The 23,644-nt window shown below is 71.8% G+C and carries 25 protein-coding genes; 12 read left to right on the plus strand and 13 right to left on the minus strand.

What is annotated here, in order from left to right; genetic code table 11:
- Window positions 1-20: 20 nt before the first annotated feature.
- The 5 genes from paaA (at window position 21) to paaE (ending at window position 3,943) form a co-directional block, all read left to right on the plus strand.
- Window positions 21-1,028 carry a 1,2-phenylacetyl-CoA epoxidase subunit PaaA gene (paaA, locus tag EV279_RS05980; protein WP_208109487.1) on the plus strand — a complete coding sequence of 336 codons (1,008 nt, stop codon included), beginning with the start codon at window positions 21-23 and terminating at the stop codon, window positions 1,026-1,028.
- The gene (gene paaB / locus EV279_RS05985) at window positions 1,025-1,330 is read left to right on the plus strand and encodes a 1,2-phenylacetyl-CoA epoxidase subunit PaaB (protein ID WP_133541956.1); all 306 of its coding nucleotides are present in this window, start codon (window positions 1,025-1,027) and stop codon (window positions 1,328-1,330) included. The genes paaA and paaB overlap by 4 nt, the downstream gene beginning before the upstream one ends.
- A 149-nt stretch (window positions 1,331-1,479) precedes the next feature.
- Window positions 1,480-2,262 carry a 1,2-phenylacetyl-CoA epoxidase subunit PaaC gene (gene paaC / locus EV279_RS05990; protein ID WP_243728599.1) on the plus strand — a complete coding sequence of 261 codons (783 nt, stop codon included), beginning with the start codon at window positions 1,480-1,482 and terminating at the stop codon, window positions 2,260-2,262.
- Window positions 2,256-2,750, plus strand: coding sequence for a 1,2-phenylacetyl-CoA epoxidase subunit PaaD (gene paaD / locus EV279_RS05995; protein ID WP_133541957.1), 495 nt, complete (start codon window positions 2,256-2,258; stop codon window positions 2,748-2,750). The genes paaC and paaD overlap by 7 nt, the downstream gene beginning before the upstream one ends.
- Window positions 2,750-3,943 (plus strand): 1,2-phenylacetyl-CoA epoxidase subunit PaaE, encoded by a 1,194-nt coding sequence (gene paaE, locus EV279_RS06000; protein ID WP_133541958.1) that lies wholly within the window; start codon window positions 2,750-2,752, stop codon window positions 3,941-3,943. Before paaD ends, paaE begins: the two co-directional genes overlap by 1 nt.
- On the opposite strand, the gene EV279_RS06005 is transcribed toward paaE, so the two are convergent.
- Window positions 3,931-4,941: an SDR family NAD(P)-dependent oxidoreductase gene (locus EV279_RS06005; protein ID WP_133541959.1), complete on the minus strand. Its 1,011-nt coding sequence runs from the start codon at window positions 4,939-4,941 to the stop codon at window positions 3,931-3,933. The genes paaE and EV279_RS06005 overlap by 13 nt on opposite strands.
- Window positions 4,942-4,991: 50 nt before the next feature.
- Between EV279_RS06005 and EV279_RS06010 the strand changes: the two genes are divergently transcribed.
- Window positions 4,992-5,567, plus strand: coding sequence for a TetR/AcrR family transcriptional regulator (locus EV279_RS06010; protein ID WP_133541960.1), 576 nt, complete (start codon window positions 4,992-4,994; stop codon window positions 5,565-5,567).
- Window positions 5,568-5,569: 2 nt separating this feature from the next.
- On the opposite strand, the gene EV279_RS06015 is transcribed toward EV279_RS06010, so the two are convergent.
- Window positions 5,570-6,061, minus strand: a complete 492-nt coding sequence (locus EV279_RS06015) for a YdeI/OmpD-associated family protein (RefSeq protein WP_166644469.1) — start codon at window positions 6,059-6,061, stop codon at window positions 5,570-5,572.
- A 97-nt stretch (window positions 6,062-6,158) separates the two neighbouring features.
- Between EV279_RS06015 and EV279_RS06020 the strand changes: the two genes are divergently transcribed.
- Window positions 6,159-6,929 (plus strand): enoyl-CoA hydratase/isomerase family protein, encoded by a 771-nt coding sequence (locus tag EV279_RS06020; protein WP_133541962.1) that lies wholly within the window; start codon window positions 6,159-6,161, stop codon window positions 6,927-6,929.
- Here the strand turns inward: EV279_RS06020 and EV279_RS06025 are convergent.
- Window positions 6,916-7,734: an alpha/beta fold hydrolase gene (locus EV279_RS06025; protein WP_208109488.1), complete on the minus strand. Its 819-nt coding sequence runs from the start codon at window positions 7,732-7,734 to the stop codon at window positions 6,916-6,918. The two genes, EV279_RS06020 and EV279_RS06025, sit on opposite strands and share 14 nt — an antisense overlap.
- Before the next feature lie 20 nt (window positions 7,735-7,754).
- On the opposite strand from EV279_RS06025, the gene EV279_RS06030 reads away from it, so the two are divergent.
- From EV279_RS06030 to EV279_RS06040, 3 genes are all read left to right on the plus strand, one after another.
- Window positions 7,755-8,750: an SDR family oxidoreductase gene (locus tag EV279_RS06030; RefSeq protein ID WP_133541963.1), complete on the plus strand. Its 996-nt coding sequence runs from the start codon at window positions 7,755-7,757 to the stop codon at window positions 8,748-8,750.
- An 11-nt stretch (window positions 8,751-8,761) separates the two neighbouring features.
- On the plus strand, window positions 8,762-10,012 hold the full coding sequence (locus EV279_RS06035) for a D-arabinono-1,4-lactone oxidase (protein WP_133541964.1): 1,251 nt from the start codon (window positions 8,762-8,764) through the stop codon (window positions 10,010-10,012).
- Window positions 10,013-10,128: 116 nt separating this feature from the next.
- Complete coding sequence (locus tag EV279_RS06040; protein WP_133544673.1) at window positions 10,129-11,487, plus strand: aminotransferase class V-fold PLP-dependent enzyme; 1,359 nt, start codon at window positions 10,129-10,131, stop codon at window positions 11,485-11,487.
- Window positions 11,488-11,651: 164 nt separating this feature from the next.
- On the opposite strand, the gene EV279_RS06045 is transcribed toward EV279_RS06040, so the two are convergent.
- From EV279_RS06045 to EV279_RS06055, 3 genes are all read right to left on the minus strand, one after another.
- Window positions 11,652-12,200, minus strand: coding sequence for a YbaK/EbsC family protein (locus EV279_RS06045; protein WP_133541965.1), 549 nt, complete (start codon window positions 12,198-12,200; stop codon window positions 11,652-11,654).
- A 132-nt stretch (window positions 12,201-12,332) separates the two neighbouring features.
- A complete protein-coding gene (locus EV279_RS06050) occupies window positions 12,333-14,054 on the minus strand; it encodes an amidase (protein WP_133541966.1) in 1,722 nt (573 codons plus the stop codon).
- Entirely contained in the window at window positions 14,051-15,085 is a 1,035-nt protein-coding gene (locus tag EV279_RS06055) for an agmatine deiminase family protein (protein WP_133541967.1), read from the minus strand. The genes EV279_RS06050 and EV279_RS06055 overlap by 4 nt, the downstream gene beginning before the upstream one ends.
- 98 nt (window positions 15,086-15,183) lie before the next feature.
- Between EV279_RS06055 and EV279_RS06060 the strand changes: the two genes are divergently transcribed.
- A complete protein-coding gene (locus EV279_RS06060) occupies window positions 15,184-15,834 on the plus strand; it encodes a TetR family transcriptional regulator C-terminal domain-containing protein (protein ID WP_133541968.1) in 651 nt (216 codons plus the stop codon).
- 100 nt (window positions 15,835-15,934) lie between these two features.
- Here the strand turns inward: EV279_RS06060 and EV279_RS06065 are convergent, their stop codons facing one another.
- The 4 genes from EV279_RS06065 to EV279_RS06080 all read right to left on the minus strand — a co-directional run bounded on the left by EV279_RS06065 (window position 15,935) and on the right by EV279_RS06080 (window position 20,477).
- The gene (locus EV279_RS06065) at window positions 15,935-16,813 is read right to left on the minus strand and encodes a transglutaminase family protein (protein WP_133541969.1); all 879 of its coding nucleotides are present in this window, start codon (window positions 16,811-16,813) and stop codon (window positions 15,935-15,937) included.
- Entirely contained in the window at window positions 16,810-19,320 is a 2,511-nt protein-coding gene (locus EV279_RS06070) for a circularly permuted type 2 ATP-grasp protein (protein ID WP_133541970.1), read from the minus strand. The genes EV279_RS06065 and EV279_RS06070 overlap by 4 nt, the downstream gene beginning before the upstream one ends.
- Window positions 19,321-19,454: 134 nt before the next feature.
- Window positions 19,455-19,853, minus strand: coding sequence for a hypothetical protein (locus EV279_RS06075; protein WP_133541971.1), 399 nt, complete (start codon window positions 19,851-19,853; stop codon window positions 19,455-19,457).
- A gap of 69 nt (window positions 19,854-19,922) precedes the next feature.
- Complete coding sequence (locus EV279_RS06080; RefSeq protein ID WP_208109489.1) at window positions 19,923-20,477, minus strand: hypothetical protein; 555 nt, start codon at window positions 20,475-20,477, stop codon at window positions 19,923-19,925.
- A gap of 104 nt (window positions 20,478-20,581) precedes the next feature.
- Between EV279_RS06080 and EV279_RS06085 the strand changes: the two genes are divergently transcribed.
- Complete coding sequence (locus tag EV279_RS06085; RefSeq protein WP_133541972.1) at window positions 20,582-21,076, plus strand: gluconokinase; 495 nt, start codon at window positions 20,582-20,584, stop codon at window positions 21,074-21,076.
- A 15-nt stretch (window positions 21,077-21,091) separates the two neighbouring features.
- Here the strand turns inward: EV279_RS06085 and EV279_RS06090 are convergent, their stop codons facing one another.
- From EV279_RS06090 to EV279_RS06100, 3 genes are all read right to left on the minus strand, one after another.
- Window positions 21,092-21,682 (minus strand): DUF1992 domain-containing protein, encoded by a 591-nt coding sequence (locus tag EV279_RS06090; protein WP_133541973.1) that lies wholly within the window; start codon window positions 21,680-21,682, stop codon window positions 21,092-21,094.
- A 4-nt stretch (window positions 21,683-21,686) separates the two neighbouring features.
- Window positions 21,687-22,532, minus strand: a complete 846-nt coding sequence (locus EV279_RS06095; RefSeq protein WP_133541974.1) for an NAD(P)-dependent oxidoreductase — start codon at window positions 22,530-22,532, stop codon at window positions 21,687-21,689.
- Window positions 22,533-22,642: 110 nt separating this feature from the next.
- Window positions 22,643-23,569 (minus strand): oxygenase MpaB family protein, encoded by a 927-nt coding sequence (locus tag EV279_RS06100; RefSeq protein WP_133541975.1) that lies wholly within the window; start codon window positions 23,567-23,569, stop codon window positions 22,643-22,645.
- Between the last annotated feature and the right edge of the window lie 75 nt (window positions 23,570-23,644).

A 23,644-nucleotide genomic window follows, 5' to 3' on the forward strand; every position in this document is an offset into this window, starting at 1 on the left:
TCTGTTATTAGGAGTCGACGATGACGACCGAGATGCTGATCGACTCGTCCCCGATCGATGAGGCAGCCGAGCAGGAGGCTTTCGACGCGCTCATCGCGGCCGAGCAGCGCATCGAGCCGCGCGACTGGATGCCCGAGGCGTACCGCAAGACGCTCATCCGCCAGATCTCGCAGCACGCCCACTCCGAGATCATCGGCATGCAGCCGGAGGGCAACTGGATCACACGGGCGCCGAGCCTCAAGCGCAAAGCCATCCTCATGGCGAAGGTGCAGGACGAGGCGGGGCACGGGCTGTACCTCTACTCGGCAGCCCAGACGCTCGGCAGCACCCGCGATGAGATGACCGAGCAGCTGATCGCCGGCAGGGCGAAGTACTCCTCGATCTTCAACTACCCGACCCCGACGTGGGCCGACATGGGGGCGATCGGCTGGCTCGTCGACGGGGCGGCGATCTGCAACCAGGTGCCGCTGTGCCGCGCTTCGTACGGCCCGTACGGCCGCGCGATGGTGCGCATCTGCAAGGAGGAGTCGTTCCACCAGCGCCAGGGCTTCGAGATCCTACTGGCCCTCATGCAGGGGTCCCCGGCGCAGCGCGAGATGGCTCAGGATGCCGTGAACCGCTGGTACTGGCCCTCGCTCATGATGTTCGGCCCGCCCGACGACGCCTCGCCCAATTCGGCGCAGTCGATGCAGTGGAAGATCAAGCGCTTCTCGAACGACGAGCTGCGGCAGCGGTTCGTGGGCATGCTCGTGCCGCAGGCCGAGGTGCTCGGCGTGACGCTTCCCGACCCGGAGCTGCGCTGGAACGACGAGACCGGTCGCTGGGACATGAGCGAGATCGACTGGGAGGAGTTCCGCGAGGTGCTGTCGGGGCGCGGGCCGTGCAATGCCGAGCGGCTGCGCAACCGCCGTACGGCGCACGAGGAGGGCGCATGGGTGCGTGAGGCCGCCGCCGCGTACGCCGCCCGCCGGTCGTCGAGCGAGCGAAGCGATACGAATCGCGCCGAACCGACGAGGGCAGCCTCATGAGCGCGCCCGGCGGCTCCGACCGCGAGGCCTGGCCCCTCTTCGAGGTGTTCGTGCGCGCCAACCGCGGGCTCTCGCACGTGCACGCGGGATCGCTGCACGCTCCGGATGCGGAGATGGCGGTGCGCAACGCCCGCGACCTGTACACGCGCCGCGGCGAGGGCACGTCGGTGTGGGTCGTCCCCGCCGACGCCATCACGACGAGCGACCCCGACGCGAAGGGCGCGTTCTTCGAGTCGCCCGCCGGCAAGAACTACCGCCACGCCCGCTACTACACGGCGTCGGAGGGGGTGCCGCACCTGTGACCGAGCCTTCTTCGCCGGCTGCGGGCGTTTCGTCTCGCTCCGCTCGCTCGACGACCGGATCTTCCATCCCGGTCGCCCCGCGAGGGAGCGAAGCGACCGAGACGAAACGCGCCGACGCGCACGGCGACGTCACGGTCGACGAGGTCGCGCTGTCCGCCGAGCTCGCGGGCGGCGACGCCCGCCCCGCCTCCGCCGAGATCGCGGAGTACGCGCTGTGGCTCGGCGACGACGCGCTCATCCTCGCGCAGCAGCTGAGCGCCTGGATCTCGCGCGCACCCGAGCTCGAGGAGGACGTCGCGCTCGCCAACATCGCCCTCGACCTCCTCGGTCATGCCCGGTCGCTCCTGCGCTATGCCGGCGCGTGGGACGGGCGCAGCGAGGACGATCTCGCCTACTGGCGGGACGAGCCCGAGTTCCGCAGCGCCTGGCTCTTCGAGCAGCCCAACGGCGACTTCGCCCAGACGATCGCGCGGCAGCTCGCGGCATCCGTCTACTGGTTCGAGCTCTACTCCGCGCTGCAGGATTCCTCCGACGCGACGATCGCCGCCGTCGCCGCGAAGGCCGTCAAAGAGGTCGAGTATCACCGCGATCACGCCGTGCAGTGGACGCTGCGCCTCGCGGGCGGCACCGAGGAGTCGAGGCGACGGATGCTGCGGGCCGTCGCCGACGTGTGGCCCTACGTCGGGGAGCTCTTCAGGGACGAGCCGCTGACCGACGCCCTCGCGGACGCCGGCGTCGCGGTGCGCCCCTCGGAGCTCCGACCGGCGTTCGACCAGGTCATCTCCGCCGTCTTCGCCGAGGCCGACATCGATCTGCCGACGGCCTTCGACTCCGCAGGCGGCGGCCGCCACGGCAGTCACGCCGCGCCGCTCGGCTACCTCCTCGCCGAGATGCAGGTGCTCGCGCGCAAGCATCCGGGGGCGACATGGTGACGGCGGCGCTCGACCTCGACCTCGCTCGCCGGGTTGCGGCATCCGTTCCCGATCCCGAGGTTCCGGTTCTCACGATCGAGGATCTCGGCATCCTGCGCTCGGTGGAGCTCGAAGGCGAACGCGTCGTCGCCACGATCACGCCGACGTACTCGGGATGCCCGGCCGTCGACGCGATCCGCGACGACCTCGAGCTGGCCCTGTCGAGCGCGGGATTCCCGGACGTCGACGTGCGGCTCACCCTGGCGCCGGCGTGGACGACCGACTGGATGACCGCGGCCGGCAAGCGCAAGCTCGCGGACTTCGGGATCGCGCCCCCCACCGGGCGGGCGGCCGTCAGGGGTCCGATCCCCGTGCGCTTGAGCGTCCGGTGCCCGCGGTGCGGATCGCTCGACACGAGGGAGGTCGCGCGCTTCGGGTCCACCTCGTGCAAAGCCCTCTACGAGTGCCGCAGCTGCCTCGAGCCCTTCGACCACTTCAAGGCGCACTGATGACGCGCCGGCGCGGCGACGCCGAGGCCGAGCGCGTCGCGGAGAGCTTCCTCGCCAGCGCCGTCGGGGGTCCGCGCGGCAGCCGGCACCGCGCCCGCTTCCACACGCTGCGCGTGGCCGCTGTGCGGCCGTTGACGGACGCCTCGATCGAGGTCACCTTCGCGATCCCCGAGGAGCTGCGCGGCGAGTACGACTACCTCGCGGGGCAGCACGTGGCGCTGCGCACCGAGCTCGACGGGCACGAGGTGCGGCGGTCGTACTCACTGTGCCGCGCGATGGAGTCGGGCGGCGGCGGTGATGGACCGCAGACGATCAGCGTCGCGATCAAGCGCGACATCGGCGGCCGATTCTCCACGTGGGCGCAGACCGAGCTGAAGGTGGGCGATCCGCTGGATGTCATGAGCCCGCAGGGCAGCTTCACCTCGGCGCTCGCCGATCTCGACGGCCGGCACGTGACGGGCATCGCGGCGGGATCAGGCATCACCCCGCTCATGGCGCTGGCGGCGACCGTGCTCGCCCGCTCGGAGACCTCCCGCTTCACGCTCGTCTACACGAATCGCTCGACGACCGACGTCATGTTCGTCGAGGAGCTGTCGGAGCTCAAAGACCGGTATCCGACGCGGCTCGCGCTGCACCACGTGCTCTCCCGGGAGCAGCGCACGGCGCCTCTGCTCTCGGGGCGGATCGACGAGGAGCGCCTGCGCCGCATCCTCGATGAGCTCGTCTTCCCCGAGACCGTCGACGAGTGGTTCCTCTGCGGGCCGTTCGACCTCGTGCAGCTGTGCCGTGACACCCTCGAGGACGTCGGAGTCGACCCCGGCCACATCCGGTACGAGCTGTTCACGACGGGGGAGCCGGGAGCGGCCGCGCCGTCCACCGGGCGCCCCGTCGTGCTCCGCGAGGACGCTGAGGTCTATCGCCTCGAGTTCACGCTCGACGGCCAGTCCTCGACGGTCGCAAGCCCCGTCGACGCTCACGAGTCGATTCTCAACGCGGCTCTGCGTGTGCGCCCTGACGTGCCCTTCGCCTGTGCGGGGGGCGTCTGCGGCACGTGCCGCGCCCGGCTCGTCGAGGGGTCGGTCGCGATGACCGAGAACTACGCGCTCGAGCCCGACGAGCTCGAGCGGGGGTACGTCCTCACCTGCCAGTCGCACCCGAAGACGGGCCGCGTCGTGGTCGACTACGACGTCTGACCGGAGCTGCGCAGGCCGGCCGGCCGGTCCCGCGGCGCGTCGTCGGCACGGGCTTGCGAGAGGGCGTCCTCGAGCCATTCCCACAGCACCGCTTGCCTTGCCTCGTCGAAGGTGACCGGCTCCGCCTGAGTCAGCCGCCCCATCTCGATGTAGCCGTCGACGACGTCGCCGTGCGCATCGCCGAGGGCCAGGGCGACGGCACGGCGCGCCGTGCGGTGCGGGGTCGTCGCGCCCGGAAGCACCGACATCGCGGGCATCACGTTGCGCCACACCCAGTCCATGTAGCCGGGCATGCCGCGCACGAGGTCCGTGCCGGCGACGAGGCCCGGATCGTAGACGTTCAGCCGGCGACCGGAACGGGCGAGCCGCCGCGCCCAGGAGTGTGAGAGGGTCACGAGGGCGCGTTTGCCGGTGGCGTACGCGACGCCGCCGCGCTCCCGCTCGGCGCGGAAGGTTCCGACCGGGAGGAACGTGTCGGGACGGGCCAGGTCTCGCGGGCTCTGCCAGACGGGGTCGGGCACGAGGTGGAACGACTGCCTCTTCCCCCGGTGGGTCGACGACCCGAGCAGCACGACGTGACCGTGCGTGGCGAGGAGCGGCTCGAGACCGGCGACGAGCGCATGCTGGGCCAGCACATCGACCGCGAACGTCAGCTCGTACCCCTCCATGCTCGTGTGCCGGCGGTCGAGGAACTGCGCGCCGGCGTTGAGGATCGCGGCGTCGACCGGCGCGACGACGCCTTCGTCCACGAGGCCCGACAGGCGCGTCAGCGCGTTGCCCACCGATCGCAGGCTCGCCAGGTCGACCGGGATGCCGACGGCGTCGAGCCCGGCTGCTCTGGACGACGCGACGGCTTGGGCGAGGGCACCCTCGTCACGGGCGAGGAGGACGAGCGCAGGACGGGACGGATGCTGATGCAGCCGCTCGAGCATCGCGCGTCCGATGCCGCGAGTCGGTCCGGTCACGAGGATGGTCGGCGTGATGTCAGTTTGTGTCATGGCGGTAGGATAAGTGATGTCACTTTGTGACGCAAGGGTAGGATGCGGGTATGCCGAGATGGCCGGAGGACTCGCGCGAGCGACTCGTGAACGCCGCCGTCGCGCTCTTCTCGGAGCAGGGCTTCTCGCATACGACGGTCGAGCAGATCGCTGCGGCCGCCGGCGTCACGCCGCGCACCTTCTTCCGGCACTTCCGCGACAAGGAGGAGGTGCTCTTCTCCGACGACGACCGGCTGCTGCCCCTCCTCCTCGCGGCGATCGCCGAGCCCGACCCTCCCCTCACCGCCGAGTCCCTGATGCGTCACGCCCTCGGGGTTCTCGCCGACGGACTGGAACCCGACCGCGAACGACTGCGGCAGCGGCACCGGATCATCCAGACCGATGTCGCGCTGACGGGCAGAGAGCTCGCCAAGCAGGCGGCCTGGCAGCCCGCGATCGCGGCCCGCATCGCCGAGCGGGGCTTCGCCGCCCCGGATGCCGAGCTCCTCGCCGCCATGGGGTTCGCCCTGTTCCGCGCTGCCTTCGTCGGCTGGCTCGAGGACCGACGGCCGGCGACGCTGCGCGCGAGGGTCGCCAGGGCGATCCCCAGCGCCCGCACAGTCCTCGACGCGCGCGTCCAGGACTGACGTCAGAGCCCTGCGATCAGGGCGTCGATGCGCTTGCGCCGCGTCGCCTCGGTGGCCGCGGCATCCAGTGGCACCATCTTCCGCCGCCGGGTCGTCGGGGGGAGCGCCTCCCACTCGTCCAGACGCCCTGCATCCTCCAGCGCCTCGGCGAGATCCGCCGCGAGCGGCACGGAATCGGGGTCGACCGGTGCGAGGCGACCGCTGACCGGGTCCCCGACCTCCACGCGCAGTCGACGCAGGAGAGCCGCTCCCGCCCATACGAAGGTGTCGTCGATCACGGGAGCACGGGTCAGGGCGAAGTTCACCCCGACGCCCTCCAGCTCTCCGCCGACGCGCCGGGTGCCGGCCGCGGCGGCAGCTGTCACGAGGGCCCCCGGCATCCGGATCACCGTATAGCGCGAGCGGCCCCACTCCATGGGCTCGACGAACGCCTCGATCGCGAAGCCCGGGCCGACCTCGAACGCCGCCCTCGGGCCGACCTCGAACGCCGCCATGTTCGCAGGGTAGCGGCCCGCCGGGATGCCCAGGCGCGCTTTCCCGACCTTCCGCGCGACGGCATACTCTCCCCATGACCGTCGAAGGAGACCACGCATGATCGACCTGTCTATCCAGGACGACGTCGCCCACGTCGTGCTCGATGATCCGTCGAAGCTCAACGCCCTCGACGAGGACGCGATCGGGCAGTTGGATGCCGCGTACGCCGAGGCCGAGGCATCCGGCGTCCGCGCCCTCGTCCTGCGCGGCGAGGGCCGCGCCTTCTGCGCGGGTCGCGACATCTCCCGCGTCGATCCCCGCGACGACGACGTGCTCGGCTACCTCGGCGGCCTCGTGACGCCGCTCCTGCGGCGCATGTCGGCCTTCCCCGCACCGACGTTCGCCGCCGCGCACGGCGCGTGCCTCGGCGTCGGCCTCGGGCTGCTCATCGCTACCGACGTCGTCTACGTCGCGGAATCCGCCAAGATCGGATCGCCGTTCGCCGCTCTCGGCGCCACGCTCGACTCCGGCGGGCATGCGCTGTTCTTCGAGCGCCTCGGTGCGCACAAGACCCTGGACCTCATCTTCACCGGCCGGCTCATGACCGGCGCGGAGGCGGTGCAGTCCGGGCTCTTCTCGCAGGTCTTCCCGGCCGACGACGTCGTCGCCGCGACGGTCGCCGCCGCGCACCGGGCGGCGACGGGCGCCACGGGCGCGTTCCTCGCAAGCAAGGAGCTCGTGCGGCGACTGCGCGACGAGCGGCTCGGGCTCTGGGAGTCGGTCGAGGTCGAGAACGCCGCCCAGGCGGCCCTGTGCGACAGCGACGACTACCGCGAGGGGTTCGCGGCGTTCCAGCAGAAGCGCACGCCGCAGTTCACGGGACGCTAGGAGTCCCCGGCGTGCCGCCACGTTCGACTTCGGCGTCGGGTGGGAGCGGGATGCCCGGGGTGTCGGCGTCGGGCGGGACGGCGTCCGCCGCCGCGGCGAGTGTCTCGTCCACGATCTGCTCCTGGACGACGGCCGGACGTCCCGCGACCTCGACGACGATGTCGATGAGCTCGGGGCGGTCGAGGAGCCGGAAGTGCCCGCCGTCGTCGATCGTGATGTTCGTCGCGCCCTCGAGGGCCACGATGCGGGGGATGTGCGGATCGAAGACGCCCGTGATCGTCGTGATGCGCGCGTTGACCTCGAGGTTCTCCTGCATGCGGAGGGTGGTCGGATCGTCGGGCGAGAACGCGCGCAGCGTGCGCGTCATCATGAAGCGCGCGTAATCCGAGCCGGCGAACGGCGTGCAGATCGCGACCATGCTCGTGATGCGCTCCTGCGGGTCGAGCTCGCTCATGACGAACTTCCCGATCAGCCCGCCCTTGCTGTGCGCGACGATCACGACGTCGCGCAGGTCGTGGTCGTCGAGGAAGCCGGCGACGGTGTGCGCGGAGTCCTCCACGGGACGGCTGTTGCGGCCGAGAGCCGGAATGACGTGCACGGGATGCCCCGCCTCGTGGAGCGCCGAGATCACCGGCCCGAGGAATCCCCACGGTTCCCAGACTCCGGGGACGATGACGACCGGCCGCTGCCCGCCCGAGAGGAGGGCGTCCTTCTTCCCAGGACGAAGCGTGCCGCGCACCTGCCAGTAGGCGGCGTACGCGTAGTCCTGCCCCCACCACGAGAGGATCCGGCCCAGGGTAGCCATGAGACGGAAGAATACTTTGCATGACTGCTCAGCGGGTGCTCTTCATCGGCGGGACCGGAACCATCAGTGCGTCGTGCGTTGCCGACGCTGTGCGGGCCGGGCACGACGTCACGGTGCTCAACCGCGGCTCCGGCCGGCGGGATCTGCCGGACGGAGTGCGCGAGATCGTCGGCAACGTGCGCGATGCCGAGTCGCTGCGCGCGGCGATCGGGAATGCGGAGTTCGACGTCGTCGCCGAGTTCCTCGCCTTCACGACCGACCACGTCTCGCTCGACCTCGACACGTTCGACGGCCGGATCGGCCAGTACATCTTCATCAGCTCTGCATCGGCCTACGACAAGCCACCGCGCTCGGTGCCGATCACGGAGTCGACGCCCCTTCGCAATCCCTTCTGGCGGTACTCGCGCGACAAGATCGCGTGCGAGGACCTCCTCGTCGAGGCGTACCGCGACCGCGGCTTCCCGGTGACGATCGTGCGCCCGTCGCACACCTACGACAAAGGGCTCTTCCCCAACATGGGCGGCTGGACCGACATCGCTCGCATGCGTGCGGGCAAGCCGGTCGTGATCCACGGCGACGGAACGAGCCTGTGGACGCTGACCCATTCGCGCGACTTCGCCGTGGGATTCACCGGGCTGCTCGGCAACCCGCTCGCGATCGGCGAGGCCTACACGATCACGGGCGACCACGCACCGAGCTGGAACCAGATCTACCGGTGGCTGGCCGACGCCGCCGGGGTCGAGCACCCGGACTTCGTCCACATCGCGTCCGAGACGATCGCCGTGTTCGCTCCCGAGGAGGGCCCGGGCCTTCTCGGGGACAAAGCCCACACGGCGCTGTTCGACAATTCCAAGATCAAGCGGCTCGTGCCGGCCTTCGGCACGACGACCGGGTTCGACAAGGGCGCGCGCGAGATCCTGGAGCACCACGACGCGGACCCCGACCGCCAGAAGGCGGACGCCGACCTCGACGCCGCGTTCGATCGCATGGTCGCCCACGCCCGCTCCGCAGGCTGAGGAGGTCCCGGATGCTGCGCAACTGGGCCGGGACGTACGAATACGCCGCTCCGCGCATCGTGGAAGCGGCGACCGAGGAGCACGTGCAGCGCCTCGTCCGCGAGGGCGGCCGCGTGCACGCGCTCGGGACCCGCCACTCCTTCACCGACCTCCCCGACACGGAGGGCACGCTCATCGACGTGTCGGGTCTCGTCGGGGAGTTCTCGATCGATCCCGGCGCACGAGCCGTCACCGTCGCGGCCGGAACGCGCTACGGCATCGTCGCGAGGGCGCTCGACGAGCAGGGCTGGGCTCTGCACAACCTCGGCTCGCTCCCGCACATCTCGGTCGGCGGCGCCACGGCGACGGGGACCCACGGTTCGGGGGACGGCAACGGCGTGCTGACGACCGCCGTCCGCGCCCTGCGCTACGTCGGAGCCGACGGCGAGGTGCACGAAGTGCGTCGCGGCGACGACGACTTCGCGGCGCTCGCGGTCGGTGTCGGCGCCTTCGGCATCGCGACGGCGGTGACCCTCGACATCCAGCCGTCGTTCCGCGTCCGCCAGGACCTCTACAGCGGAATCACCTGGGACGCTCTGCTCGCCGACCTCCCGGCCGTGACGGGAGCGGGCTACAGCGTGTCGATCTTCACCACGTGGGAACCCGGGACGGCGGGCTTCGTGTGGGTGAAGACGAGGCTCGACTCGGATGACGACGCCGTGCCCGGCACGCTGCTGAACGGCCGCCGTGCGGAGGGCAAGGACTCCCCGCTCGGCATGGGCGACAACATCACCGAGGTCGGGGGAGTGCCGGGGCCCTGGATGCTGCGCCTGCCCCACTTCCGCCTCGACAGCGAGCCGTCGCTCGGCGAGGAGATCCAGACGGAGTACTTCGCGCCCCGCGAGCACGGCGCTGCGGCACTGGAGGCGGTCCGGCGGCTGGGGGACAGCATCCGTCCCCACCTCGCCGTGAGCGAGATCCGCACGGCGGCGCGCGACGATCTGTGGCTGAGCGGCGCCTACGAACAGGACGTCGTGATCATCCACTTCACGTGGTACGACCACCCCGACGAGGTCGGCGCCCTCCTGCCGCGCATCGAGGAGGCGCTGCACCCGTTCGCGGCCCGGCCGCACTGGGGCAAGGTGCACCGGTACGACGCCGCCGCGGTCGAGCGCGTGCATCCGCGCCTGGCCGATGCGCGGGCCGTCTTCGAGCGCCTCGATCCCGAGGGCCGGTTCGTCAACGCGCACCTTCAGCGGGTCGGGCTGCGCGAACCGCGCTGAGCGTCTGCGCGGCCAGACCCGTTCGCCCAGCGCACTCGGTCAGCGGGGCGTCGGGGCTCCACAATGGGAGTCGACACCGGGAGGATCCAGTGACCGACGCCCCATCACCCGAACGCATGCACGCCATCTCGGAGGAGACGCGCGCGACCGTCGACGTCGTGCTCGACTACGCCCGCCGCCGGGCGCTCTACCAGGACATCCCGCTCGACAAGCCGCTGTCGCCGCGCGACCTCGCGCGCCTCGCGTCGGGGTCGATCACGCCCGACGGCATCGGCGCGCGACGGGCGACGGCGCTCTTCGAGAACGTCCTGGCCCCCGCCTGCGTGTCGACCGATCACCCCGGCTACCTGTCGTTCATCCCCTCGGCGCCGACGAAGGCCGCGATCGCGTTCGACCTCATCGTGTCGGCCTCCGCGATCTACGGCGGGTCGTGGCTGGAGGGCTCGGGCGCCGTCTTCGCCGAGAACGAGGTGCTGCACTGGCTCGCCGGAGAGTTCGGCCTGCCGCCCGGCTCCGGTGGGGTCTTCGTCCAGGGCGGGACGGTCGGCAACCTCTCGGCGCTCGTGGCGGCGAGGGACGCGGCGCGCCGGCGACACGCGCAGGAGGGCCGCCCCGACCCCGCGCGCTGGGTCGTCGTCTGCAGCGCCGAGGCGCACTCGTCGATCGCCTCGGCGGCGGCGGTGATGGACGTGGACGTGGTCAAGGCGGCCGTGGACGCCGACGGGCGCCTGCACGGCGAGTCGGTCGAGCGGATGCTGGACGCCTACGGCGACGCCGTGTTCGCCGTCGTCGCCACCGGCGGCACGACGAACTTCGGCATCGTCGACGACATCGCCTCGGTCGCGGCGGTGACGAAGGAGCGCGGCATCTGGCTGCACATCGACGGGGCGTACGGGCTGGCCGCGATGCTCGTGGAGCGCATGCGGCCCGCCTTCGCCGGGGTCGAGCTCGCGGACTCCGTCATCGTCGACCCGCACAAGTGGCTCTTCGCGCCGTTCGACGCGTGCGCGCTCATCTACCGGGAGCCGTCGCAGGCCCTCCTCGCGCACACGCAGAAGGCCGAGTACCTCGACACGCTGACCGACACGGCGGACTGGAATCCGTCGGATCTCGCGGTGCAGCTCACGCGCCGGGCCCGCGGGCTTCCGCTGTGGTACTCGCTCGCGACCTACGGCACGGATGAGTACCGTGCGGCCATCGAGTACGGCATCGACCTGGCGCGCCGCGTCGCCGACGAGATCGAGGCGCGGGAGGGGCTGTCGCTCGTGCGGGACCCGCAGCTGTCGGTCGTCGTGTTCCGGCGCGAGGGCTGGTCGCTCGCCGACTACCAGGCGTGGTCGGACCGCCTCCTCGACGAGCAGACGGCCTTCGTCGTGCCGAGCTCCCACGCCGGGGAGCCCGTGCTCCGCTTCGCGATCATCTCGCCGCTCACGACGTACGAGCTGCTGACGGGCATCCTCGACACGCTGGCCTGACCGCCTCCCGCGGCCCGGGTCGTTTCGTCTCGCTTCGCTCGCTCGACGACCGGGGGGCGTCTCGTCTCGCTTCGCTCGCTCGACGACCGGAGTAGCGGCTACGACTGCCCGGTCCCCGAGCGAGCGGAGCGGGAGGAGGGGACGACCCCGGGCCGCCGAGCGACTCAACCCGCGCGGAACTCGCGGGCGAGCCCCTCGAGCACCTGCGCGTTCGGGAGGGCGGCGAGAACCCTTCCCGGCACCGAGAGCTTGGCCCCGCGGATGCCGGCGCCCACGATGGCGGCGGGCAGTGCCGCGACACGGGCATCGACGAGGATCACCCAGTCCTCGGGGAGTCCGATCGGGGTGATGCCGCCGTACTCCATGCCGGTGAGTGCCACCGCGTCATCGATCGGCGCGAAGCTCGCGCGGCGCGCACCGAGGTGCTTGCGCACCACGCCGTTGACATCGGCGCGGGTCGTGCCGAGCACGAGGCACGCGGCATACGTCGTCACCTCGCCGCGCGTCCCGGCGACGACGATGCAGTTCGCGCCCTCGTCCATGCCGACGCCGTAGGCCGCACAGAACGCCGCCGTGTCGGCGAGCGACGCATCGATCGGCGTCACGCGAACCTCGGCCGCCAGCGCGGGAGCCAGGCGCTCGAGTCCTTCCCGCACCGGCTCGGCGAGCAGCTCAGGGCGATCCAGGGCGGCGGAGAACGTCAACGACGGCACGACTCGACGCTACGGCACGCCTCGACCCTCGAGTCGAGGTCCCGCGTGCGAGTCGAGCGCTCCGAGGCCCCGACTCGCCCCCGAGGCCCCGGCTCGCTCCCGAGGCCTCGGCCCGCTCAACGCCGGCGGCGCTCAGCCGTGGAGCCTGGGCGTGCGCGGCGGCTCGGTGCGCCGCGCGCCGGTGGCCTCGAACGCGGCGGCGAGCCGCAGCAGCGCCGTGTCGTCGTACGCCCGTCCGGCGAAGGTCAGGCCCACCGGCATCCCGATGTCGGCCATCGTCCCCATGGGCACCGTGACCGTCGGGATGCCGAGGTGCCGGATCGCGAGGTTGCCGTTGGCGACCCACACCCCGTTGCGCCAGCCGAGATCTGCGGATGCCTCGACCCGGTCCATGTCGGCGGGCCCGACGTCGGCCACCGCCGGGAAGACGACGGCGTCGAGGCCGAGGCCGTCCATCCACTCCTCGAGGTCGACGCGCCGCGTCTTCTCGAGGCCGTGCAGACCCTCCTCGAGCTCGGGCATGTCGCTCCACGGCGACGCGCCCGCGTGGGTGCGCACCCACGCGGGGTACTCCGCGATGTCGTCGTCGAAGCCGGTGTAGCGATCGAGCTCCGCTCCGGGCGGGCGCGGGAAGATCCGGGCGCCGTCCACGTCGGCGAGCGTCGAGAGGCCGGGGTCGCCGTTCGCCGCGAGGAAGTCCTCCCACGACCATGCGGACAGGTCGACGATCTCGCGCTTCAGGTACTCCGGTGTCACGAAGCCGCGCGTCGAGATCGTCGGCGCTCCCGCCCGGTCGCTCTCGTAGTTGGAGACGACGGGGAAGTCGACCTCGACGACGGTGGCGCCGGCGGCCTCCAGGTCGCGTTGCGCCGCCTGCCACAGCACGATGACGGAGTCCCGCGTCTGGATGCGCTCGCCGGTCGGCCCGCCGATGCCCGTGCCGGTTCCCGCGTCGGGATCGGCGTTTATGTACATGCGGGGGATGCCGATGCGGCGGCCGGAGAGGACGGCGGCGGCGGCCGAGGCATCCGTCACCGCGAGAGCGGGGTACGACGCGGGCCGCACGTCGGAGGCGGCCGGCAATCCGATCCACGGCTGCGCGCGCCAGAAGTCGCCGCGTGTCTCGTCGTCGTCGGCGACGATGACGTCGAGGACTTCGAGCAGGTCGGCCATCGTCCGCGTCTGCGGGACCACGACGTCCATCGTGGGGACGAGCGGCCAGTTGCCGCGGGTCGAGACGACGCCGCGCGAGGGCGTGTACGCGCACAGGGCGTTGTTGGTCGCGGGGCCGCGGCCGCTCGACCACGTCTCCTCGCCGAGACCGAAGGCGGCGAAGCTCGCCGCCGTCGCCGTGCCCGAGCCGTTCGACGACCCGGACGCGAACGGGGCGGTCAGCCAGTCGGCGCTGTACGGGCTCTCGGCGCGGCCGTACACGCCGCGCTGCATGCCGCCGTTGGCCATCGGCGGCATGTTCGTCAGGCCGAGGCAGATCGCCCCGCCCGCGCGCAGCCGCTCGATCGTGAAGGCGTCGCGCTGCGCGACGAGGTCGGCGAACGCGGGGCTGCCCGCGGCTGCGGTGAGGCCCCTCACGAGGTACGAGTCCTTCGCCGTGTACGGGATCCCGTCGAGAGGACCGAGCGTCTCGCCGCGTGCGCGGCGGGAATCGGATGCTGTGGCCTCCGCCACGGCGTCGGGGTTGCGCACGACCACGGCGTTGAGTGCCGTGTCGGTGTCGGGCCCGTCATAAGCGTCGATCCGGGCGAGGTAGGCCTGCACGAGCTCCACGGCGGTCGTCCGGCCCGATTCGAGCGCGGCGCGCAGGTCGGCGATGGATGCCTCGACGACGTCGATCACGACGCCACCGCCGGCTGCTGCTGCGTGATGCAGTGGATGCCGCCGCCGCGGTCGAAGATCGGACGCGCGTCGACTGTCACGACGCGCCGGCCCGGATAGGCGTCTGCGAGGATCTCGCGGGCCGCGGCATCCGCCTTCTCCTCGCCGAAGCCGCACGCGATGACGCCGTCGTTGACGACGAGGTGGTTGACGTAGCTCCAGTCCACGAAGCCCTCGGAGTCCTTCAGCGTCTCGGGCGCCGGGAGGTCGACGATCTCGAATCGGCGTCCCGCGGCATCCGTCTGCTGCTCGAGAAGCGCCCGCAGGTCCCGCGTGACCTCGAAGTCGGGGTGCGCGGGGTCGTTCTGGCGGTGCAGCAGCAGACGCCCGGGCGAGACGATCGTCGCGACGATGTCGACGTGCCCGTTCGTGCCGAAGTCGTCGTAGTCGCGCGTCAGACCGCGCGGGAGCCACACGAAGGCCGTTGCTCCGATCGTGCGGGAGAGCTCGGCCTCGACGCGCGCCTTGTCGGCGAAGCGGTTGCGGCGCGGGTCGAGCTGCACGGTCTCGGTGAGCAGCACGGTGCCCTCGCCGTCGACGTGGATGCCGCCTCCCTCGTTGACCAGGAGCGAGCTCACGACCTCGGCGCCTGCCGCGTCGCCGGCGATTCGGCCCAGCTCGGCGGAGAGCCGCCACTCCGCCCAGTCCGGCGCCCCCCAGCCGTTGAAGGTCCAGTCGACGGCTCCCAGGACGCCGGGCCGCGCGCCGTCGACGACGAAGGTGGGGCCTACGTCCCGCATCCAGAACTCGTCGAGCGGCGCCTCGAGGATCTCGACGTCCGAGCCGAGCATCCGTCGGGCCCGGACCGTCTCGGACGGATCCACGACCATCGTCAGCGGCTCGAACTCGGCCACCGCGTTCGCGACGGCGGTCCATGCCGCGTAGCCCTCCTCGCGGAGGACGTCGGTGTCGCCGAGGGTGATGCCCTCGCGCGGGAACGCCATCCAGGTGCGTTCGTGCCGATCCGTCTCGGCGGGCATGCGCCAGCTCATGCCGGCACCTCCGTTTTCGTGTTGCGTCAGTCGGGAAGGAGGGTATTGTTGATCAGACGATCAACAACGTGATCGAAGATAGCCAGCCAGGGGTTCGGATGTCAAGCAGTCCGCGACGGAAGACAGCTCGCAAGTCGCCGCAGGAGCGCGCGGAAGAGATCGCTTCGGCCGCGCGCGACCTCGCGCTGGCGGAGGGGCTTTCGTCCGTGACCCTCCGGGCCGTCGCCGGCCGCGTGGGGGTCGCCCCCGCCCTCGTCGCCCACTACGAGCCCAACATGGACGCGCTCGTCGCCGCGTCGTTCTGCGCCGTCGTGTCGGCGGAGCTCGGTGAGATCCGCGCCGCGATCACCGCCGCTGCGACCCCCACCGAGTCGCTCGCCGCGCTGCTGCGGACCCTCCTCGACGGCACCCGCGACGACGTCACCGTCGTGTGGGTCGAGGCCTGGGCGATGGGTCGCCGCAACGAGACGCTCGCCGAGGCGGTCCGCGCCGAGATGGACGCGTGGCAGTCGGTCGTGCAGGACGTGGTCGAGTCCGGCATCGCCTCGGGCGAGTTCGAGACGACGGATGCCGCGGCCTCCGCCGATGTCGCGTGGCAGCTGCTCGGCATGATCGACGGGCTGAACGCCCAGGCACTCGTCCGCTGGAACGACGAGCGGTCCCGCGGGTCGGTGCTCCACCGGGCCGTGGAGGGGATGCTCGGGCTCGACCGGTTCGCTCTCGACGGGGTCGCCGCTTCCGGTCGCTGAGCGAGCGCAGCGAGACGAGACGGGTCCGGGGCGTCCCGCAAGCCCGGCGCGTTTCGTCTCGGTCGCTTCGCTCCCTCGCTCGACGACCGAGGGCTGTGCGTCAGCCGACGGGCGCGACGTCGACGTTCACCTGCAGCGTCGACTTCTTCGACTTCGTGAAGATGACGCCGCGGACCGGCGACACGTCGCCGTAGTCGCGTCCCCAGGCGACGGTGACGTAGCGCTCGTTGGCCCACTGGTCGTTCGTCGGGTCGATCGCGAGCCAGTCCGACGATCCGGGCATCCACACGGCGAGCCACGCGTGCGAGGCATCCGCCCCGACCACCCGCTCCTTGCCGGGCGGGGGCTGCGTCGCGAGATAGCCGCTGACGTAACGGGCGGCGATGCCGTGGCTGCGCAGGCACGCCAGCGCGAGGTGCGCGAAGTCCTGGCAGACGCCGGCGCGCTTGCGCAGCACTTCGGCGACGGTGGAGGTGACGGTCGTCGCGGTGCTGTCGTAGTCGAAGTCTGCGTGGATCCGGCGCATCAGGTCGGTCGCCGCCTCGCCGATGGGGCGTCCGCGGGAGAGGGATGCCGCGGCGTACTCCGCCACGCCCTCGGCGTGGACGGCTCGCGGCGACTCGAGGGCGAACTCGACGGCGGCCCAGGCATCCGGATCATCCCTGTTCACGAGCGGACGGGCCCGCTCCCACGGCACCGCGAGGGCGTCCTCGTCATACCGGGGCTGGACGACCGCCACGTCGCTGCGCGACTCGATGACGAGCTCGCGGTGGGCGTCGGTGACCTGGAAGTACGTCACGGCGTTGCCGTAGCTGTCGGTGTCGCGATGGAGGTCGAGGGGGAGCGGGTCCACGGCCACGCTCGCGGAGGCGACCTCCTGCCACGGCAGCGACCGGGGGAGGAGGTGGTAGATGCCGCGGCTGTCGCGCACGGGCGAGCTGTACGTGTAGGCGGTGCGATGCGAGACGACGTACCTCATGGTCTCCTCGCCTGGACCTCGATGACAGACATGGTCGAGAGCGTCTGCGGCTCGGGACCGCTCGCGAAATGGACGTCGCCGACCGAGTCGGCGAGCTGCATGAGCTGCGTCCGGGTGCTGTCGAAGTACCGCTGCAAGCGGGGACGGCGGGAGCCCGACGGCGTTGCGAGCGCGGCGAGATCGAGGTTCTCCAGTGCCGTCTCGAGGTGCTCGAGCAGCCGCTCCGGTCGGGTGGATCCCGTCGAAGCGGGCATCGCGGCGAGGTGCGCGCGCAGCTCGCGGAAGGCGAAGGCGAGCGAACGCGGGTTGTCGCGATCGACGAGGAGAAGCTCGAGCACCCCGCTCGTGCGCACGTTGCCGCGGTAGCGGCGACGGAACGTGACCGAGCTTTCGGCGGCGGTGAGGACCGCCTCGAGCACGTCGCGGTCGGCCTTCGTGCCGTGGCGGTCCGTCGTCGTCGCGCCCAGCAGCGTGCACAGCTGCAGACCCCGCTCGAGGTACCGGCCGGCTTCGATCATGTGCCAGCCGGGATCCCGGATCATCGACGCCGTGACGCCGTGGAGCGACAGCACCGCCGTGAGCAGTCGCCCGGCGGACTCCGTGATGCGATGTGCGCGCTCGGAGGTGCGCAGGGCCCGCTCGGCACGGTCGGTGTGCGCGAAGACGCGCCACGTGTCGGCGGACATCTGATCGCGGACGCCCTCGAGCGCGTCGCGCAGCCGATCGAGGGCCTGCGCCGCCGAGCCGCGGCGGTCGCCATCGAGCAGGAGCGACCGGAACTCCTCTTCGGGGTCGGCCGAACGCCGCCCCGCGAGGCGCTGCAGCACGTTGAGCAGCGCCCGCGCCGGGATGCCCTGCTCGGACTCGACGGGGGCGGTCAGCTCCTCCAGGTGGGCGTCGGCGGTGAGGAGGATCCGCAGGAGGTCTTCCGCCCGCTCGGCGTACCGCCCGGCCCAGAACATGTCCTCGAGGGCTCGCGGCGCGAGGGCGGGTATGCTCGGCCGGAAGTCCAGAGGCGCCACGTCGACGAGTCCCTGGTCAGGATCGTCGGGGGCGCCCTTGACGACCCACACGTCCTTCGTGACCGGGGATGCCGAGGCCGCCGTCATGACGGTGGCGAGTCCCCCGAGGAGCGGCCGGAACGCCTGGCGGTACCGCACGGTGAACGCCCGCATCACGACGGGGTGGGCATCCGCCCGGCCCGACGACCACACCGGCGCCTGCGAGAGCGGGAGGCGCTCCTGCCCGACGAAGCGGTACGGGGCCGCGAGGATCTGCGCGCGCAGCTCGGCGGCCTCCACACCCGCGTGCGCGCGCCGCGACTCGTCGATGCTCCGGACGACGAACTCGTCGTCGCTGGATCCGAGGCGGTCGAGCAGGACGCCGAGGCCGTCGGAGTCGCCGCCCCACCAGGTCGGCACGCCGGGAAGGCGCAGCTGCTCGCCGAGCAGGGCGTCGCAGACGGCCGGCATGAAGGGCAGCAGGGCGGGGTTCTCGAGCACCCCGGCACCGAGGCCGTTGACGACGCGCACCCGGCCGCGCCGGACCGCCTCGGTGAGCCCCGCGACCCCGAGCCGCGAGTTCCCGCGGAGCTCGAGCGGGTCGCACCAGTCGGCGTCGACGCGGCGCAGGATGACGTCGACCCGCTCGGTGGGTCCGTTCTTCGGCCACCCGGGCGGCTTGATCCAGATCCATCCGCCGCGCACGGTGAGGTCGCTCGCCTGGACGAGCGGGAAGCCGAGCGTACTCGCGAGGAACGCCTGGTCGTACGCCGTCTCGGAGTGTGTTCCCGGCGAGAGAACGACGACGCGCGGGTCGCCGACCCCGTCGGGCGCGGCGTTGAGGAGCGCCGAGCGCAGGGCCGCGAAATACGGTTCCATGCGGTGCAGGTCGCTCTCCTGGTAGAGGTCGGGCATCACCTGCGCGAGCACCCTGCGGTTCTCCATCGCGTAGCCGAGCCCGGACGGCGCCTGAACGCGGTCCGCGAGCACGTGCCATTCGCCCTCCGCGTCGCGCCCGAGGTCGGTGGCCGACAGGAGCAGCGGCTGCGGATCGTGCGCGCTGGGGCGGACGAGGGGCCGCAGGTACCCGGCGTGCCCGAACACCGCGGCCGAGGGTACGATCCGCTCGCGCAGCACCCTCTGCTCGCCGTACAGGTCGACCAGCAGCGCGTTGAGCAGCTCGGCCCGCTGGGCGAGGCCGACCTCGAGCCTGCTCCAGCTCGCGGCCTCCATGACGAGCGGCACCGGGTCGAGCTGCCACGGCTGGGCGGCCGATCCGCGGGGGACGTAGGTGACACCCCGGTCGGCGAGGAAACGCGAGATCTCCGACCCCACCCGCTTGAGCTCTTCGGGGGTGAGACCCAGCGCGACCTCGGCCAGGCCCTTCCATGCGGGCCGGAGAGACCCGTCCGGCGCGACGACCTCGTCGTAGCGCGCGCCGCCGGGCTCGCCGATCGGCAGCGTGGGCTGCGCGAGGGTCGTCGCGTAGTCGCGGAGCACCGTCACAGCTGGGGAACCCTCCGCCGGTCCTGGACCCGGAATCTGGTCGGCATCCGCCGCGCGCCGGGCCGATCGCGCAGTGCCGAGAACACGACGCTACCGGACCGGCGAGAGTGCAGGCGGCGTCGCGACGGAGGCGCTCACCCCCGCGATGCGGCGACGCGCGCGCGGCGCTCGGCCGTCGCCCTGCGAAAGGAGGCGTTGGCCGACGGCGTGTACAAGAGGACGAGCCCGAACGCCGCGAGCACCGCCGAGGTGATCGCCGGGGTGGCCAGCAGGCGCAGATCGACGACCGCGAGCCCGACGACAGCGATCTCGACGGCGAAGACGAGCGTCACGATCACGCGAGAACTCGCGCGGGCGCGGAAGATGCCGAGGCACACGGGAAACGTGACGAGGCCGATGAGCACATGGGTCCAGCCCGTGAGCGGCCGCGTGCCGGCGACGAGCATCAGCGCGCCCGCGAAGAGCTGGAGGATCCCCGAGATCCAGGCGAGGACGCCGACGAGGACGACGCCGCCTGCCGCTCTCGTGCGCATCGCGGCCCCCAGACGGTTCGAAGACGATGCCGGAAGGCTACTCGCCGGGGAACGCGATGTCTCGGTGCGTCACCCGCTCTTGGCGAGCACCTGCAGACCGACGACACCCAGCGCGAGGGCCGCCTCCGCCCCCAGGGCGATGATCCGCTGCCACCACGTCAGCGGCACTTTGCGCACGGCGGCCCAGCCGATCACGACGAGCGTCGCCACGAGCGCGATGATCCCCGCCCGCAGCGCGGTGCTCGTCTCCAGGACGCCGAATACGGCGAGCGCGAGGAAGACGAAGGGGAGGGTGACGGCCCCGAGGGTGCCGAAGCTCGCGAAGACGGCGTGCTGGCGCTCCCGACGGTTCATCGCCCGCTCGTGGGCCACAGTGAACGAGATGACGTCGGCGACGAAGACGGCGAGGAGGGTCCCGATCACGGTGACCAGCAGCGTGAGGAGGGCATCGAGGGCGTTGGAGTAGCCGTGCGCGTTGAGGGCTACGAGGACGGCCAGCGAGGCGAACGAGAGGTAGATGCGCTCCTTCAGGTGGTCGGCACGCTCACGGCGCGCCTCGAAGTCCCGGTCGTGCACGACGTCATCGTCGGGCGCGGCGTCGCGGGCGGGCTTGGCGTCGGACACAGGACCTCCCGATCGGGCGAGGACGGATGCCGCGAGCCTACCGGCGCCCGGGCGTACGGGCCGCTCGAGCCCTGGGATAGCGTGGACGGGTCGAAGGGAGCCGGATGTCGCTCGTGGTGATGGGGGTCTCGGGGTCCGGGAAGTCGACGGTCGCCGCGCTTGTCGCCGAGCGCGCGGGCGCGACCTTCATCGACGCCGACGATCTGCATCCGCGCTCGAACGTCGACAAGATGGCCGCCGGCATCCCGCTGACGGATGAGGACCGGATGCCGTGGCTGCGAGAGGTGGGCGACGTCATCGCCCGGCACGCCGGCGAGCGCGTGGTCGTGGCCTGCTCGGCTCTCAAGCGGGCGTACCGCGACGCGATCCGTGAACGCGCGGGCCGCGTGCTGTTCGCCCAGCTGGACGGCGCGCGCGACCTGCTCGCAGAGCGGATGGGCGGACGAGGCCACCACTTCATGCCGCTGACCCTGCTGGATTCGCAGCTGGCGACCCTGGAGCCCCTGGAGGACGACGAGCACGGCCTGCGGGTGGACATCGCGAGATCGCCCGATGCGATCGCGGACGCGATCCTGGCCCGCTGGCTCGCGCAGCCGTGACCGGCCGGACGGCGCTCACCGCGGACGTCGGCTGCGTCTGCGCCACCGACGACGGGGAGCGGATGCCTCGGCATCCGGTCCCGCCTCCGCCTCCTCTCGCCGGCGGGCATCTCCACGCTCCCGCCAGGCGCGCAGCTCCGCGTCGACGTCGCGCGTCGGCGTCACGACCGGTGGACCGCCGAGCAGCTGCCGCCGTGCCTCGATCACCCGCTTGTTGAAGTCCTCGAGGTACTCGCGCACGTCGTCCTCCCGCGGGAGGGCGTCGATCCTGCTCTCGAGCTCGGCATGCTCGACGCGGAGCATGAGCGCCGGCGGGCCGAGACCGCGCAGCTGCTCCTGCTCGATCTTGCGACGGATCCACCAGTCCGGATCGTGCCGGTCGCCGAGCCCGTCCAGCGGCTTGCCCGCCCCCGGCAGATCGTCGAACTCGCCGCGGCGGATGGCCTGCTGGATCGCGGTCTCGACGAACGCCGCGCGGTCGGCCGCCGTCGATCCACGCCGGGGCGCGTCGACGGGCCGGGTCTCGGCATCCTGCCCGAGATCCTGCTCGCCCCGCCACTTCTCGAGGCGGTAGCGCTCGGCGGCTTCGCGGGGATCCTCGGTCATGGCTCTACACGTGGTCGCGCCAGGAGTGCTTCGGGTCGAAGCCGAGCACGCGCCGGGCCTTGTCGATGGAGAGGAGGGTGTCGTTCTCGCCGAGGTCGCCCTTGAGCGGCACATCCGGGAAGACCTCGGCCACGAGCTCCGCGTTCGGGCGGGACATGACCGTGTCGGCGGCCGCGATGATGAAGCGGTCGAAGCCCGGGGTCGAGGCATCCAGCGCCCTCTGGACCGCCTGGGCGCCGTCCCGGCCGTCGATGTAGCCCCACAGGTTCCATTTGCGCCGCGTCGCATCTGCGTCGAACGAGGGGAACTCGGCGTAGTCCTCGGGGTCCATGACGTTCGAGAAGCGCAGCGCCGTGATCGAGAGATCCGGATGCCACCGCACGAGCTCGATCGCCAGCTGCTCCTCGAGATGCTTGACGAGCGAGTAGACAGACTCGGGGCGGGCCGCGTACTCCTCGTCGACCGGGATGTACGGCGGCGGGACGTCGAAGGGGAGGCCCAGCACCGTCTCGCTCGAGGCGTACACGATGCGACGGATGCCGAGGCGCACCGCTGCCCAGAACACATCGAACGTCGTGATGATGTTGTTGCGGAAGGTGGCGATGTCGCCGCGGATGCTCGGGGCCGGGATCGCGGCGAGATGGACGACGGCGTCGAACGGCCCCGACTCGCCGTGGACGCCCGAGAGTGCGTCGATGACCTGGCCGTAGTCGTTGAGGTCGACCTGGAGGAAGCCCGGACCCCGCGTGCCGACGACGTCCATCCCGACGACGTCATGCCCCGCTTCGCGGAGCTCACGGGCGACGACGGTTCCGAGTTTGCCGGATGATCCGGTCAGGGCGATGCGCATGGGCCCAGCCTTTCACGCGCTCGTGAAGCCGGGGGCCGCCTGCCCCGGCTTCCGCAGCGCCCGTCCCATTCCCGCCACCCGTACCTGAGCTCGGCGAACGGTGGAACGCCTCACCCGCGGTGATCGCCGGTCTCGGCATCCATGCTCTCCCGCTCCAGTCGGCGCAGCCGCATGCGGCCGAAGTCCTGAGCGCGCGGACCCGACGAGAGGGTGCGCAGGCTCGCGGCCAGGACGAACCGCGTCATCGTGACGACCGGAAGCGGCGACCGTCGGAGGCCGAGCACGCGCCGGAAGCGCGGCGGGATGGTGGCGACGGCGCTCGCGAAGAGCAGGCGGTACGCCAGGGTCATGAGAGGCGAGCCGCGGAAGGGGGAGCGGCGCAGGAACTGCACGACGTCGTCGACCCGCTCGTCGCGCCGCAGCTGCCCGGACTCGAGGTAGGCGTCGAGGCGGCGCCTGAGCTCGGCTTCGGTGACGGGCGGGTCGGCGACGCGCATGAGGCGTCCGGCGGTTGCCCAGTCCGCGACGTAAGCGTCGGGACCCCCGGGGATGCCGCCGCCCCATGTCTCATGGCAGGTCAGGAACGCGTCGGTGAAGGCGAGGTGCACCCAGTCCGAGAGGTCGGCGTCGGCCGCCGAGTACGCCCGCGTCCGGTTCGCGCCGTCGGTGTAGGAGCCCTGCACTCGGGTGTGGAGTCGGCCGACGCGCGCGCTCTCGGTATCGGCCTGAGCGCGGGAGCCGTAGGTGAGGCAGATAATCCAGCGCACGGTTCCCGACAGCCGGCCGAGCGGATCGTCGCGGTACCGTGACCAGTCGTGCACGCCCGCCATGGGCCCGGGGTGCAGAGCCTGAAGCAGCAGGGCGCGGATGCCCGCGACGAACGTCGCGGTGCCGGCGTGCACGGTCCAGGCGGGGCCGTCCTCCGCGAAGTACCCGGTGTCGCTCCCGTCGGCGAGCGCCCGCACCCAGGTCGGCGTGCCGTGCGGGTCTCCGGAGAGGGCGAGCAGCATCCGCGCTCGCAGAGGGGTTCGGGCCATGGATCCAGGCTTTCACGCCCCGGCCCGGGTCCGGCGCAACGGAGGAGATCTGCACTTGTGAGGACCGAGACGCGC

Origin of the sequence: Microbacterium sp. BK668, from assembly GCF_004362195.1 — a bacterium.
In the GTDB taxonomy this organism is placed as follows: domain Bacteria; phylum Actinomycetota; class Actinomycetes; order Actinomycetales; family Microbacteriaceae; genus Microbacterium.